The following is a 13,197-nucleotide window of genomic DNA, read 5'->3' on the forward strand; positions in this document are numbered from 1 at the left end:
GCCCGCTGCCTTCCTGGTCAGCGGGCGTCAGCCGCTGTTCAGGCCGCTATGCTCTAAGCCATGCTGACTGCCCTGCTCACCGTGGTGCTGCCAGTGCTGCTGATTTTGGGCTTTGGCGCTTTGGTCGGCAACCGGCTGGCGCTCGACAACCTCACCATCAACCGCCTCAACTTGTACTTGCTGACGCCCGCGCTGGCGCTCAACTCGCTGCTGCACCTCGAAGTCAAGGCGGGCAGCCTGACACTGCTGGTGCTGGCCTATTTTGTGCTGTCGGCTGTGGGGGTGCTGCTGGGGTATCTGGCCGCCTTCCGGCAACCCAGCGCCACCCGGCGGGCGGTGATGGCCAGCGTGGCGATTGGCAACAACGGCAATTACGGTTTGCCGGTGGCCCTTTTCGCGCTGGGGCAAGCCGGATTTGACCAAGCCCTGGTCATCTACCTTTCCAGCGTGCTGCTGACCTTTACGGCGGGGCCGCTGATTTTCGGCGGGGGCGGCGGGATCGGGCCGACTTTGCGGGGCGTCTTCAAATTGCCGGTGGTGTGGTGCATCGCGCTGGCGCTGACGATGCGCGGCCTGCATCTTCAATTGCCCACCGGCCTAGACAGGGGGCTGGGCCTGCTTTCCGGCGCGACCTTGCCGATGGTGCTGCTGTCGCTGGGGGTGCAGCTCGGCACCGGGGGCCGCCCCAAACTGAGCTTTCCAGTCTGGCTGGCCAGCGGGCTGCGGGTGCTGGTGATGCCGGTCTTGGGACTGCTGATCGGCTACTTCATCGGCCTGCGCGGGCTGCACCTTCAGGGCTTGGTGCTGTCTTCGGCCATGCCGACTGCCGTCAACGCCTTCGTGCTGTCCAAGGAATACCGCGCCGACAGCGGCACGGTGGCCTCGGTGGTGGTCGTCACCACGGTGCTGAGCATCCTTGGCGTGGCGCTGGTGGTGCCGCTGCTGGGACGGCTGCCTTGAGGCGCGGCTCCTGCGCTTCTCAGTAGCTCAGTGCAGCCGAGCGAGGCGCTGGCGGCGGTGGCAGGTGCATAATCTAAAGTGTGTCTGAGCCGACTGTCTCCAGTTTGCCCAAAACTGACTTGCCCGAAATAGACCCAGCAGAAGCCCAAAATTACCGCTGGGGCATCGTCAACGGCTTTTTGGCTTCTACCGGCGACGGCTTTTTTAATGCCTCGGTGGTGCTGGCGGGCTTTGCTGCGCGGCTGGGAGCGTCCAATGCCGTCATCGGCCTCCTGCCCGCCATCGCGCAGGGCGGCTGGATGCTGCCGCAGATTTTGGTGGCGGCCAAGGTGCGGGCGCTGCCTTACAAGCTGCCGGTCTACCGCTCCTCGGCCAGTGTCCGCATCGGCTCTTACCTGGCGATGGTGCTCATCACGGCTTTTTTGTGGGAGTCTCCGGCGCTGTGCCTGAGCCTTTTTATTGCCACCATGAGCGTCAATGCGCTGGCGTCGGGCGTGTCGGGTTTGCCGTTTTTGGAAGTGGTCAGCAAAACCGTACCGCCGCAGCGCCGGGCGGCTTACTTTGGCCTGCGGAACTTGGGCGGCGGGCTGCTGGCCTTCGCGGCGGGCCTGATCGTGCGCTGGATTTTGGGGTCGGGTCTGGCCTTTCCCTACACCTACGTGCTGATTTTCTCGCTGGCCACCGTGGCCTACACCATCGCTTACACCGCCTTTGGCAAAGTGCAGGAGCCGCCCGACGAAGTGCAGCCCGTCTCCGACATTCGCCAAGAACTCCGCGCCATTCCGCAACTCCTGCGCCTCGACGCTCACTTCCGGGCTTTTCTTAGCGTCCGGCTGATTTTGGCGTTTGCCAGCATGGCCGACCCGTTTTACACCGTGTATGCCCTGCGTGAATTGCAGGTGCCCAGCAGTATGCTCGGCGTGTTTTTGATGACCATCACGGGGGTCGCGCCGCTGTCGAACTTGCTGTGGCGCTCCGTGGCCGAGCGCAAAGGCTCACGCCGGATCATCCGGTATTCGGCGGCGGCGGCGTTTCTGGCTCCGCTGATCGCTCTGGGGCTGGGCTGGTGGTTTGGGCCGTCGCACGCGGGCAGCGAAATCAGCAGCGCGGCGCGGGAGAGTCAAGTTGGTTGGCTGTATCTGGCGGTGTTCGTGATGTCCAGCGTGGCGGCTCAGGGCTTTAATTTGGGCCACACCAACCACCTGCTCAACATTTCGCCGCCGCACAGCCGCAGCCGCTACATTGGCACGCTCAACACCTTGGTGGGGTTGGCGCTGTTCGCTCCGGTGTTGGGGGGCGTGATTGCGGATCAGACGAGCTACTCAGTGGTGTTTTGGTTGTCGGCGGCCTTGTTTGCGGCGGCTTGGTGGCAGTGCGGGAAGTTGCGGCGGGATGCTTAGATTGGGTTGGAAGGTGTTTTGAGGCTTGAAATTTGGGCTTTTGCTTTTGCTTCTTGCTTTTGCCCACCCCCCAGCCCCCTCCCGGTAGGGAGGGGGAGCAGCTCGCTCCGCTCAGGATGGAGCTTCCGGCTTTTTTGGTGGCTACTTGCGCCAATTTTCCAGGCTGTGGGGCGTTGCCGGAGTGGGCGCTGTGCGAAAGGCCTGCTCATAATGGGCAAGCTGGAAGGCGGTGATTGACTCTGCTTCGGCCTTTTGTGGCCGTATGATGAGTCATGAGCCGACCTGACGTGGAGAAATTGACTGATCAACTCCTCCAATTCCTCGATGAAGAAAAGATCGTCGCCAATCCCAATTTCACGGAGGAATTATACAAAAGTGGAGTTTACTCGGTCATAGATTGCGTATTTAGCTCCATGGCAGTCCATAAGACTGTTGTAGTTCCGGCTATAAACAGATTTAGAAAGAATCAGAGTCTTCAGGATATACCGGAGCTGAAATTCACTAGTTACCTAGAATATGCTAGAGCTGATTTAGAAAGGCCTACAAAAGAGCGTTTTGATGAGATAGCCTCTAAAGACTTCGATTATCGGGGAGTTATAGCGGGCCGACGGAAAGTTGAGGTGGTCTACGATGTCTGCCAGAGATTCGTACATAAAGGCCTGGAGACTATTCACGACGTTCAAGCTTTACCCAAGGGTGAGCCATTCACCTGCGAGAGTCCTGGCACACAGGGCGAACTGGAAAAGTTTGTCATGGGTGGAATCGCTGGAGTTGCTGGATATGACTCGCCAAATGTGAAAGTGAGAGGAATTGGATTGGCGTTAGGAGCTTATCTGGTCCTTCTTCTGGGTGACGAAACTTTCGTCAAACCGGACACGCAATTATTCAAGGTGATGGGCCGAATTGGTAGATGGTCGCCTAGAGCAAGTAACGTGGAAGATTTTCAGTTGGTTCGTCAAGCGATTTCCTGCGCGGCGGCCCAGCGGGATGTAACGCCCGCCAGTCTTGACAATGCACTGTGGGCTTACCAATCAGGACTTCAAAAAACGGCCAGCACAAAAGTGGCTCTCATATAACCCTTCTCCCGTCCTGACCGCTCGTTCGGGGTTCATTGTCCTGAGCGCGGAGCCTAGACTGCCCACATGGAATACCGCAACATACACGGCACGGATCTCAACGTCAGCGCCCTCGGCTTCGGCGTTTGGACAGTCGGCACGACTTGGTGGGGCGTCAAAGACGAGCAGATGGGCGAGCAACTTCTGCGCCGCGCTTACGATTTGGGCGTCACCTTTTTTGACAACGGTGATACCTACGCTTCCGGCAAGGCCGAGGAACTCCAGCGCCGAGCGTTAGGCGATGTGCGCGAGAAAATCGTGATCGCCAGCAAATTCGGCTACGACATCTACTCTAACCCCGAACGCCCCGGCCAGCAGGAGCGTCCCCACGACTGGACGCCCGCGTACCTCCGCAAGGCGCTGGAAGGCAGCCTCAAGCGCCTCGGCACTGATTACCTGGACTATTATCAGCTTCACAACCCGCGCATGAACGCCATCGAACAGGGCTCAGCGCTGGCCGACGATTTGTGGGCCGAACTGGCCAAGCTCAAGGATGAAGGGCTGATTCGTGCTTACGGCACCGCGCTGGGGCCAGCCCTCAACGAGCGGCAAATTGAAGAGAGCATTGCCACCATCGAGCAGCGGCGTGCTCCCACCCAAATTATCTATAACTTGTTAGAGCAGATCATCGGTGAGCCGCTGCTGAAGGTGGCCGAGGCCGAGCAAGTCAGCGTGATCGCCCGCGTACCGCACGCTTCGGGCCTGTTGGAAGGCTACATGACGCTGGAAACCGAGTTCGAGCCGGGCGACCACCGCAACTGGCGCATGACCACCAATGCCAAGAAAAAAGCCTGGATGGAAGACGGCCTTCAGAAAGCCGAGCAGATCGACGCGCAGTTTGTGGCGGGCAAGGGCCGCACCATCGGTCAGCTCGCCCTGCAATTCGCGCTGCACTCGCCCATGATGGCCAGCGTTTTGCCCAACATCTACAACCAGAAGGGGCTGGACGAGTACGTGGCCGCCTTCGACGCTGCCCCGCTGACAGCCAGCGAGTACGGCGGTATTCAGGCCCTCTACGCCGATAATTTCGGCCTTCAGACCAACCTGATCGGCGAGGTCGTGAAATGAGCGAGGAGCGCCCCAACCAAGCCGCCGAAACGCCGCCCGCCAAGCCCGCAGGTCGCCCCAAAATGATGGTTGACCTCGATCCCAGCGGCCAGGTCACCCAGCGCGAACCTGACCGGGCCAACCGCCAGTTTCTCAATTACGCCTTCTACAAACTTGATCCGGCTTTTCGCCGGTTGCCCCGTGACGAGCAAGCCGAAATCAAGGCCGAATTTTTGGCGGCGGCTGGCGGCTGGGTCACCGACGCGCCGCAGGAGAAGGGCATTATCCAGCGCACCTACTCGCTGATGGGCGTGCGGGCCGACGTGGACTTGATGCTGTGGCGCATCGCCTTTGACGTGCGCGAGTTTGGCGAGGCGCAGGCAAGGCTCAACCGCACCCGCTTGATGGGTTACCTGACGCAGCCGTACAACTATGTTTCGATGCAAAAGCGCAGCCAGTATGTCAACAGGGTAGAAGGCAGCGGCCACGGCTTGGAAGTGCTGCCGGGTCAGGGCCAGTTTTTGTTTATTTATCCGTTTATCAAAACCCGCCCCTGGTACAAGCTCACCCCGCATTCCCGTCAGGGCATGATGGACGAGCACATCTACGCCTCTGCACCGTTCAAGGGCGTGCGGATCAACACCAGCTATTCCTACGGCATCGATGATCAGGAATTTGTGGTCAGTTTCGATTCCGACACTCCGCAGGAATTCGTGGACCTTGTTCACCGGTTGCGCTATACCGAGGCCAGCAGTTATACCCTGCGCGACGTGCCAATGTTTACCTGCATCAAGAAAGACTTGGCGGAGATTTTGGGGGAACTGAGTTAGGGGAGAGCAGTGAGGGGAGAGGACACAGATCCCAGTTTGTTCTCCCCTCACTGCTCCTACCTGATCTCCCGCAGCCGCACGCCCAGATTCGGCAAATCCACTTCCGCCACTTGCACTCTGAGCATGGCTCCGGTGGGGGCCGCCGTACTCATCAGCGTGTCGAGGGCCAGCTCAGGAATCAGGACGGTGGCCTGCGGGCCGCGCCGCTCTACGACCTGCGCGTCCCAGATGCGCTCAGGCTGGCGTGTCAGCATGGCCAGCGTGTAGTGGCGGCGGGTGAGTCGCTCGGCGGTGCGGGTGCCTCCGGCGTTCATTTCAGCCTGGGCCACCCGCCCGGCAATTTCTCCGCCGGTCAGCCCGGTCTGCTCCTTCATGGCTGCCCGAAGCTGCTGATGCACCACCAAGTCGAGGTAGCGCCGCATCGGTGAGGTGGCCTGCGCGTAGGCGTCCAGGCCCATACCGTGATGCGCTCCCGGTGAGGGCCGGAAGCGGGTGCGGGCCAGTGTCTTGCGGCGTGCCCAGTGCGCTGGAAGGTCGTCGCCGCGCACCTCGCGGGTGGGGGCTTCTTGGGTGGCGTAAGGCAGGGCAATGTCCAGATCATCAGCGTAAATGGCGGCGGCCCAGCCTCCCAGCGTCATGCACTCCTGCACGATCAAGCGGGTTTCGGGGCGCGGCAAAGACTTGATCTCGATCTCGTCGCCGTGCAATTTAACCCGCACTTCCGGCAGATCAATGGTGAGAGCGCCCTCGGCCTCGCGCTGCTTTTTGCTGGCGAAATAGAGCTTTTGAAGCGTCACGAACGGTTCATTGCCCGCGTCCAGCCGCTCCTGCGCGGCGCTGTAACTCAGCCGCTCGGCTTTGATGGTGGTCAGTTGCACGTCCACCGTGTCGGCGTTCCACTCGGCGTCAAAGTCGATGCTGATGCTCAGCGCGGGCGAGGTGGGATGCAGGCCGAGGCCGAGCAGTTCGACCACAGCGTTGGGCACCATGCTGTAAATCCGGTCAGGCAAATACAGCGTTGCGCCGCGTGCGCGGGCGGCCATGTCCAGTGGGCTGTTCGGCTCGATCAGCGCGGCCACGTCTGCCACATGCACCCACAGCCGCCAGCCACCTTCAATCTTCTCCAAGCTGATGGCGTCGTCGGGGTCCTGGCTGCCTTCATCGTCGATGGCGTAGGCGCTGAGGTGCGTCAAATCCAGCCGTTTTTCATCGGGGAGTTCGGGAATCGGCAGATCAAGGTCGGTCAAATCTATATCTGCTCGCTCGGCATACGGCACCCGCAGCATGTCCCAAATACCGCGCCGCAGCAAAAACTCGTGGGCCACTTCGGGCGTCTCATTGAGCTTGGCTTCGCGGATCACTTTGGAGCGCTCAGCTTTGCCGCGTGCCAGCAGTTCTACTTCGGTGCGTTGGGCGGCGGTGAGTTCAGCGGGGTTTTGTGGGGCGGTCATCCGCTTAGCATAGCGGGAGCAAAGCGGGGTAGACAGGATTTGTGTATTTGTAAAGCCAGGTTTGACAATTGCTTGGCTGAGGCGTCCTCTGCGTCTCATATCTAAGCAACCTAGATGCTAAATAGAAAGTTAAACTTGACATTCTGCTAGATATGGGTTTATAAAGAGTTCAGAGGAAGGGCCACTCGGCTCATCCCATAGGTCAAAGGAGCGTATATGAACGACCAAAATCAAGGGGGGCAGAATGCGGCGAGCGCGGGCAACTCAGACGCCTTTAGGCTGCAAGTGCAGGCGCTGGTGGTGCAAGGCAAACTCACCCCCGAAGAAGCGGCCGATTTGCTGGGCGAAGGAGTAGAGACTTTTCTCAGCGCCCCGCAGCCGGAAGCGTCAACCCCTGTGGGGCTGAACAAGCCCGCTGCCGAACCGCAACCGGCCAGCGAACCGACACCAGCCACCGAATCAACACAGAGGAGCGGCTTTGGCGGCAGCATCCCCAACATTCCGGGCCTGTCCGCCGCTGCGCCGATGATCGGCAAATTGGTGAGCAAGCTGGTCAAGGAAGTCGCGCCGCACGCCGAGGGCGACACGCCCGACGATTTGCGCTTAGAGATCGCCGGTTATTCGCTGATCGTGTCCCGGGACGAAACGCTGAGCGCTCCAACGCTCAGCGGCGACACGGACGGCCTGACGCTGAGCAGCTCGCACAAAGGCTGGAAACTCAATCAGCAACACGGCCTGCGTTTCGGCAACAGGCGCGTGACGCTGAGCGTGCCGTTTGCGCCGCGCCACGTGCGGGCCGAACTGGCAGGCGGGCAACTGGTGCTGCCGGACGTGCTGGGCGAACTGCAAGTCGAAGTAGCGGGCGGCAATGTGCGGGTCGGGAACGTGGGCCACCTCAAAGCTGAGGTCAACGGCGGCAACCTGACGGCGGGCGAAGTCGGCGGCAATTTGCATCTGGAGATCAACGGCGGCAACGGCAAAATCGGGCGCAGCCAGACTTTGATTGCCGAAGTCAACGGCGGCATGCTCAACTGGTCGGGCCTGCTTAAAGAGGGCCAGCACCGCTTAGAAGTCAACGGCGGCGGAGCCAATCTCAACTTGGAGGTGGGCAGCAGCGTGCAGCTCAGCGCCGAGGTGACGGTGGGGCAACTGGTGAGCACTTTTTCTGATCAAGTCTTTCCCATCCAAAAGCGCGGCGGGATGCTGAACGCCACCTACACGGGCACGCTCGGCAGCGGCGCGGCGGGCCTGTCTTGCCAGGTTTCGGCGGGCCAAGTGCAGTTGAACGTCCAAGAAATCGAAGGAGGTGTGACCCATGCGTGAGCAAATTCGCCGGATTCTGGGCCTTGTTCATGCGGGCCGCCTCAGCAGCGAGGACGCTGCGCCGCTTCTGGCAGCCCTCCACCCCAAGCTGAATCTCACTGAAGACGCCCTCGCGCCGCTGTTCGCGCTGCTGGTCGCAGACGGTTTTGGCCCCGATAAAGTCAGCGACATTTTGTATAACCGCACTGATCCGCCCAAAGCGGCCACCAGTGCTCCGCGCCCGCCTCAAGCGCCGCCCAGCGCTCCGCAAGCGCCCAAACCCAGCTGGCTCGGCGGATTTGACGGCCTGGCCGAGCGCATCACCGACACGGTGGAACGCGCTTTTGACGCTGCGCCGATGGTGGGTAAGCAGGCCGCGCCCAATGCGCCGCGCACCGGAACCATTCTGCGCATTGAAGTGGAAGACGAAAACGGCGGCACGTACAGCGCCAACTTGCCGATGAGCCTCGCGCCGCACGTGGGCAAGCTGATTCCGCCGCAGGCGCTCAAGTCGCTCGAAAACATGGGCCTGAGCGTGGAAGCCTTGCAGCTTCTGCTGGAGAGCAACCCGCCGATTGGCCCGCTGCTGGAATCCGAGGACGAAAACGGCAATGAGGTGCGGCTGACGGTCAAGTAGGCAGGAAGGCGGGTTTGCTCTCCCAGCGAACTTGCTTCCGCTTATCGCCCCTGAGGAGCGCTACATTGAACGCTATGTCCCGCCGCCCGCTCCCTCTGCCCTTTCCTGACGTGACCGAAGCTCCGCTGGTCACTGAACTGCACTTTCCCGAAGCGGGCGTGACCGTCAAAGGCGAGTTTGAACTCAACGAGTTCGCCACCCTCGCGCCCGATACGCTGGATTTTTTGCGGCTCTACATCAAGGTGCGCGGTAATCTCAAGGAAGTGGAACGCATCTTGGGCCTGAGTTATCCCACCGTGCGTTCCCGCTTTGACAACTTGCTGCGCTCTATCGGTTACGAACCCGAAGCCGCCGACCCGCGTGACGAAGTGCTGAGCCAGTTGGAGCGTGGCGACATCACGCCGGAAGAAGCCGCCAAAAAACTGCGGCGCTAGGAGGTTTAATCCTAGCGCCGCTAATTTTGTGCGGTGTGTTACTCGCCGTCTTTGGCGGCCAGTTCGTTGTACTTATTGGCCAGCACAAAAAAGGTGGGTGCCCACAGGCCCACGAAGATGCCGAAGCGCTCGCCGTGTGCGCGTTCTTCGGGGTTGCCTTCCTTGCCGCCATTGGTAAACCAGATGATGATGGAAGCCACGATAGAAACGAATCCAGCCACGGTCAGTACGTTGGAAGTGGTGCGGTTGTCCATCTTAAATGCCTCCCTGAGTGCGGTGCTAAACGGAACGGCCAACACACTATCGGCCTGCTTAGCGCAGTCTGGCCGACGGTTTAACAATACTATGCAACTTTTCTGACCAAGTGATCAGACTGAGTTTTTTCTTAATGAAGCTGCTTAGGGCTGCGCTTTGATGTGCTTGGGCACGTTGTCGGTGTTCCTGAACACGTCTTGCCCGCTGAATTTCTCCAGTTCTACCCGTTTGCCGCTGCGGGCGCTTTGGTAAATCGCGTCCATAATTCGGTGGTCTTGCAACCCTTCTTCGCCGGGGGTGTAAGGCGTTTTGCCCGATTGGATGCATTCGGCAAAGTGATCCACTTCCAGCGTGAACTGGTTATAGGCGGCAAATTGCGGCGTGGTTTTGGCGGCCTTGTTGCTTAGTTCCAGGTCTAGACCGACATACAAGAAAGCCGGATCGAGGGTAACGCTGCCTGCTTCGCCCAGCACCCGCAAGGTATCGGTTTTGACGGCTCCGTAACTGGTCAGCATGTTGGCGATCAGGCCGCCGGGAAAGCCCAGCATCACGCTCATGGATTCTTCCATTTCCTTAAATCTGGCGTCGCCCTTGGGCTGGTGTACGGCGGCGTAGATCCACTCCGGTTCCAGACCGGTCACGAAGCGCATGGTATTGAGGCAATAAATTCCCACGTCCACCAGTGGCCCGCCGCCGGCCTGCTTGAAGCTGAGCCGCCAAGCACTGGCGTCGTCTTCGACTTGGGTATGAATACTGTCGAGCAGCTTAATGGAACCGAGTTTGCCGCCCGCGACAGCCTTTTTGGCGGCCCAGTGGTGCGGGGTGTACTGGATGCGGTAGGCCGCCATCAGCAGCACGCCCGCGTCTTTGCAGGCTTTGACGATCGCCTCGGCGTCTTTGGTGGTGTCGGCCAGCGGTTTTTCGCACAGCACATGCTTGCCGAGTTTGGCGGCCCGCTCGGCGTAGTCGCGGTGGAGGTTGTTGGGCAACACGATATACACCGCCTGCACGTCGTCCCGTTTACCGAGTTCTTCAAACTGCTCGTAGGTGTAGGCGTCGGCGTCGCTCAGGCCCGCCGCTTTGGCAAAGGCCCGGCCCTTATCGGGCTCGCCGGTCACGACGGCGGCCAAGTAAGCGTGCTGGCTGGTTCTGAGGGCGGGGATGAGTTCTTCGGCGCTGAGTTCACCGAGGCCGACGACGGCAAACCCGACGCGGCGGCTTTGGGCTTCAGGTTTGGGAATTTTCGGTTGATTGGGCATGGTTTACCTTTCCACACCGCTTGCCCGCGCCGGATGGGATCTGGATCAGCAGGCCTTTAGCTGTATAGGGTGCCGCGACCCTAAATAATCCCGCCGCCGAGCAGCAACCGCACCGCCGCCAGCACCAGCACCACCGCGCACAAGATCAGGCCCCCGCGCTCCTTGCTGATGGCCCCCACTACCAAGCCGACGATGCCCAGCGGCAAGGTTACGAACCAATTGGTCCAACCGAGAAGCGGCAAAAAGCCGAGGCCGAGGCCCAAAACAGCCAAAATGCCGAAGAGGATAGAAATGGTATTCATACCTGTAGATACTGTTTGGGCAGCCAAAAAGTTGCCGGGCGCAAAACCGCAAGGTAAAGGCGAACCCACCGCGCCGTGAACGCGCCTTCCGAGAAAGTTCACGGCCCTGTGAGGCGGGGGCGGCAAGCTGGGGCCATGACAAATTCAGCGTCTTTAAAAGGTAAGAAAATTGCCATCTTGGCCGCCGACGGCGTGGAGCAGATTGAGCTGGTCAGTCCACGTGAGGCGCTGGAGAGGGCAGGGGCCACCACCGAACTGATCAGTCTCCAGCCGGGCCAGATTCAGAGCATGAAGGGTGACATCGAGCCGCAGGACAAGTACCCGGTGGACAAGACCGTCAGCGAGGTCAGCGCCAGCGATTACGATGGCCTGCTGCTGCCCGGCGGCACCGTCAACCCCGACAAACTGCGCCTGAGCGAAGAAGCCATGGACTTGGTGCGCTCCTTTTACAGCAGCGGCAAGCCGATAGCGGCGATCTGCCACGGCCCCTGGAGTCTGAGTCAGGTGGGCGTCGTGAAAGGGCTGAAGCTGACCAGTTGGCCCAGTCTCCGGCACGAACTCGAACTCGGCGGCGCAGAGTGGGTCGATCAGGAAGTGGTGAGCGATAAGGGGATCGTGACCAGCCGCAATCCGGATGATCTGCCCGCCTTCAACCGCCAGATCATCGAGCTGTTTGCCGAGGGCGACCAGAGCAGCAAGCGGCCCTGAGAGCCGTTTCTAAGTTTGCCTAGGCCTGCTCCTCACCCACACTTGAGGTTTGAGCGGCAGTCTGAGGGCATGACACACGACCAAAAGCAAAATCAGCAGAGCCAGTACAAACTCAGCCGCAGCGAAACCCAGCACGGCAAAGACGGCCAGCATCACCTCATCAAAGGCGAAAAGGGCAGCGTGCGGCTGTGGCACAATGAAGAGCCTTCGGCCAATAGTGACACTACCCTGCATAGCCACGCCTATGAAACGCTCGGCTACGTCGTTTCGGGGCGGATGGAACTGGTGCTGAGCGGCCAAACCATTGCTCTAGAAGCTGGAGACAGCTACTGCGTCCCGAGCGGAGCCGAGCACCGATTCCATATTCTGGAAACACTGACTGCCGTAGAAACGACCACGCCCAGCGCCTTCTAATTTCGTTCACTCATTGCTTGACTCGGCGTACTCCATAAGGTCTAGAGTACGAGCATGACTGACGCGCAACCCGTCCGCATCACTTCTTCCTTTAACGCCAAAAGCACCGCCCTAGAAGTGATTGCCGGCCATGATCTAAGCGGCAAAGCCGCCGTCGTAACCGGAGCCGCTTCCGGTATCGGCACCGAAACCGCCCGCGCCCTGCTGACTGCTGGAGCGCGGGTTTTGCTTGCCGTGCGCGATACCGCCAAAGGCGAACAGGTGGCTGCTGAGCTGCGCCAAAGCACGGGCAATGCTAGGGCCGAAGTCATCGCGCTTGATCTCTGTTCGCTGGAATCGGTGCGTCAGGCAGCGGCCCATATTCTCAATCTTGCCCCCAAAATTGACATCCTGATCAACAACGCGGGCGTGATGGCCACGCCTCAAAGCCAGACTGCCGACGGCTTTGAAATGCAATTTGGTACCAACCATCTCGGCCACTTTTTGCTGACCGAACTCCTGATGCCGGCTCTTTTGGCGGCTCCCTCGCGTGTGGTGGCGCTCAGCAGCATCGGCCACCGCCGCAGTGACATTTTGCTGGACGATCTCAACTTGGAGCGCCGCCCTTACGACAAGTGGGAGGCGTATGGTAACGCCAAAACCGCCAACGCCCTGTTTGCTTTGGGGCTGAATGACCGCTACGCCTATCGGGGTGTCACCGCCAACGCCGTGCATCCCGGCGGGATCATGACCGGCCTGCAAAAGCACATGCCGATTGAGGAACAGCGGGCGATGGGTTGGATGGACGAAGAAGGCAACCTCAATCCGGTATTCAAGAGCACTGAGCAAGGCGCGGCCACCAGCGTTTGGGCCGCCGTCGGCAAGGAGCTGGAAGGGGTGGGCGGTTTGTACCTGGAAGACGTGCAAGAAGCTGTGCCGTTTGACCCAGCCGCGCCGTATAGCGGGTATCAGCCGTATCTGCGCGACCATGCAAGCGCCGACAAGCTGTGGGAAGCCAGCGAAAAGATGGTGGGTCTGAAGTAATTTTTAGCTCGGCACAAGCAAAACCGCCCCGAAGTTGCTGGGGCGGTTTTGCTGATTGGA

15 protein-coding genes are annotated in these 13,197 nt (G+C 60.2%); 11 read left to right on the forward strand and 4 right to left on the reverse strand.

Annotated elements, in window-relative coordinates; all coding sequences use genetic code 11:
• Nucleotides 1-60: 60 nt before the first annotated feature.
• The 5 genes from FNU79_RS04605 (at nt 61) to FNU79_RS04625 (ending at nt 5,352) form a co-directional block, all read left to right on the forward strand.
• The gene (locus FNU79_RS04605; protein ID WP_143719729.1) at nt 61-960 is read left to right on the forward strand and encodes an AEC family transporter; all 900 of its coding nucleotides are present in this window, start codon (nt 61-63) and stop codon (nt 958-960) included.
• Between the two features lie 119 nt (nt 961-1,079).
• Nucleotides 1,080-2,360, forward strand: coding sequence for an MFS transporter (locus FNU79_RS04610; protein WP_143719906.1), 1,281 nt, complete (start codon nt 1,080-1,082; stop codon nt 2,358-2,360).
• Nucleotides 2,361-2,632: 272 nt separating this feature from the next.
• A complete protein-coding gene (locus FNU79_RS04615) occupies nt 2,633-3,436 on the forward strand; it encodes a hypothetical protein (protein WP_143719730.1) in 804 nt (267 codons plus the stop codon).
• Nucleotides 3,437-3,502: 66 nt separating this feature from the next.
• Entirely contained in the window at nt 3,503-4,543 is a 1,041-nt protein-coding gene (locus FNU79_RS04620; protein ID WP_143719731.1) for an aldo/keto reductase, read from the forward strand.
• 62 nt (nt 4,544-4,605) lie between these two features.
• Entirely contained in the window at nt 4,606-5,352 is a 747-nt protein-coding gene (locus FNU79_RS04625; protein WP_185974613.1) for a chlorite dismutase family protein, read from the forward strand.
• Nucleotides 5,353-5,408: 56 nt separating this feature from the next.
• Here FNU79_RS04625 and FNU79_RS04630 read toward each other — a convergent pair whose 3' ends face one another.
• Nucleotides 5,409-6,803 carry an RNB domain-containing ribonuclease gene (locus FNU79_RS04630; RefSeq protein WP_143719733.1) on the reverse strand — a complete coding sequence of 465 codons (1,395 nt, stop codon included), beginning with the start codon at nt 6,801-6,803 and terminating at the stop codon, nt 5,409-5,411.
• A 216-nt stretch (nt 6,804-7,019) separates the two neighbouring features.
• Here FNU79_RS04630 and FNU79_RS04635 point away from each other — a divergent pair, with 216 nt between their 5' ends.
• From FNU79_RS04635 to FNU79_RS04645, 3 genes are all read left to right on the forward strand, one after another.
• Nucleotides 7,020-8,126, forward strand: coding sequence for a hypothetical protein (locus FNU79_RS04635; RefSeq protein WP_143719734.1), 1,107 nt, complete (start codon nt 7,020-7,022; stop codon nt 8,124-8,126).
• Nucleotides 8,119-8,742, forward strand: coding sequence for a hypothetical protein (locus FNU79_RS04640; RefSeq protein WP_143719735.1), 624 nt, complete (start codon nt 8,119-8,121; stop codon nt 8,740-8,742). The genes FNU79_RS04635 and FNU79_RS04640 overlap by 8 nt, the downstream gene beginning before the upstream one ends.
• A gap of 74 nt (nt 8,743-8,816) precedes the next feature.
• On the forward strand, nt 8,817-9,176 hold the full coding sequence (locus FNU79_RS04645; RefSeq protein WP_124872278.1) for a DUF2089 domain-containing protein: 360 nt from the start codon (nt 8,817-8,819) through the stop codon (nt 9,174-9,176).
• A gap of 38 nt (nt 9,177-9,214) precedes the next feature.
• On the opposite strand, the gene FNU79_RS04650 is transcribed toward FNU79_RS04645, so the two are convergent.
• The 3 genes from FNU79_RS04650 to FNU79_RS04660 all read right to left on the reverse strand — a co-directional run bounded on the left by FNU79_RS04650 (nt 9,215) and on the right by FNU79_RS04660 (nt 10,992).
• Nucleotides 9,215-9,430: a hypothetical protein gene (locus tag FNU79_RS04650; protein WP_124872281.1), complete on the reverse strand. Its 216-nt coding sequence runs from the start codon at nt 9,428-9,430 to the stop codon at nt 9,215-9,217.
• A 144-nt stretch (nt 9,431-9,574) separates the two neighbouring features.
• On the reverse strand, nt 9,575-10,690 hold the full coding sequence (locus FNU79_RS04655) for a Gfo/Idh/MocA family protein (RefSeq protein WP_143719736.1): 1,116 nt from the start codon (nt 10,688-10,690) through the stop codon (nt 9,575-9,577).
• A gap of 80 nt (nt 10,691-10,770) precedes the next feature.
• On the reverse strand, nt 10,771-10,992 hold the full coding sequence (locus tag FNU79_RS04660) for a hypothetical protein (protein ID WP_124872287.1): 222 nt from the start codon (nt 10,990-10,992) through the stop codon (nt 10,771-10,773).
• A gap of 135 nt (nt 10,993-11,127) precedes the next feature.
• On the opposite strand from FNU79_RS04660, the gene FNU79_RS04665 reads away from it, so the two are divergent.
• The 3 genes from FNU79_RS04665 (at nt 11,128) to FNU79_RS04675 (ending at nt 13,137) form a co-directional block, all read left to right on the forward strand.
• Nucleotides 11,128-11,700: a type 1 glutamine amidotransferase domain-containing protein gene (locus tag FNU79_RS04665; RefSeq protein ID WP_143719737.1), complete on the forward strand. Its 573-nt coding sequence runs from the start codon at nt 11,128-11,130 to the stop codon at nt 11,698-11,700.
• Between the two features lie 69 nt (nt 11,701-11,769).
• Nucleotides 11,770-12,114: a cupin domain-containing protein gene (locus tag FNU79_RS04670; protein WP_143719738.1), complete on the forward strand. Its 345-nt coding sequence runs from the start codon at nt 11,770-11,772 to the stop codon at nt 12,112-12,114.
• A gap of 54 nt (nt 12,115-12,168) precedes the next feature.
• Nucleotides 12,169-13,137, forward strand: coding sequence for an oxidoreductase (locus tag FNU79_RS04675; protein WP_143719739.1), 969 nt, complete (start codon nt 12,169-12,171; stop codon nt 13,135-13,137).
• Nucleotides 13,138-13,197 lie beyond the last annotated feature (60 nt).

The sequence above is a fragment of the Deinococcus detaillensis genome (assembly GCF_007280555.1).
Classification (GTDB): domain Bacteria; phylum Deinococcota; class Deinococci; order Deinococcales; family Deinococcaceae; genus Deinococcus; species Deinococcus detaillensis.

Coding starts and splice junctions, on each gene's coding strand:
- FNU79_RS04650 (WP_124872281.1), bottom strand. CDS start 9,430: ATGGACAACCGCACCACTTCCAACGTACTGACCGTGGCTGGATTCGTT.
- FNU79_RS04615 (WP_143719730.1), top strand. CDS start 2,633: ATGAGCCGACCTGACGTGGAGAAATTGACTGATCAACTCCTCCAATTC.
- FNU79_RS04675 (WP_143719739.1), top strand. CDS start 12,169: ATGACTGACGCGCAACCCGTCCGCATCACTTCTTCCTTTAACGCCAAA.
- FNU79_RS04605 (WP_143719729.1), top strand. CDS start 61: ATGCTGACTGCCCTGCTCACCGTGGTGCTGCCAGTGCTGCTGATTTTG.
- FNU79_RS04625 (WP_185974613.1), top strand. CDS start 4,606: ATGATGGTTGACCTCGATCCCAGCGGCCAGGTCACCCAGCGCGAACCT.
- FNU79_RS04635 (WP_143719734.1), top strand. CDS start 7,020: ATGAACGACCAAAATCAAGGGGGGCAGAATGCGGCGAGCGCGGGCAAC.
- FNU79_RS04640 (WP_143719735.1), top strand. CDS start 8,119: ATGCGTGAGCAAATTCGCCGGATTCTGGGCCTTGTTCATGCGGGCCGC.
- FNU79_RS04670 (WP_143719738.1), top strand. CDS start 11,770: ATGACACACGACCAAAAGCAAAATCAGCAGAGCCAGTACAAACTCAGC.
- FNU79_RS04630 (WP_143719733.1), bottom strand. CDS start 6,803: ATGACCGCCCCACAAAACCCCGCTGAACTCACCGCCGCCCAACGCACC.
- FNU79_RS04665 (WP_143719737.1), top strand. CDS start 11,128: ATGACAAATTCAGCGTCTTTAAAAGGTAAGAAAATTGCCATCTTGGCC.
- FNU79_RS04620 (WP_143719731.1), top strand. CDS start 3,503: ATGGAATACCGCAACATACACGGCACGGATCTCAACGTCAGCGCCCTC.
- FNU79_RS04655 (WP_143719736.1), bottom strand. CDS start 10,690: ATGCCCAATCAACCGAAAATTCCCAAACCTGAAGCCCAAAGCCGCCGC.
- FNU79_RS04645 (WP_124872278.1), top strand. CDS start 8,817: ATGTCCCGCCGCCCGCTCCCTCTGCCCTTTCCTGACGTGACCGAAGCT.
- FNU79_RS04660 (WP_124872287.1), bottom strand. CDS start 10,992: ATGAATACCATTTCTATCCTCTTCGGCATTTTGGCTGTTTTGGGCCTC.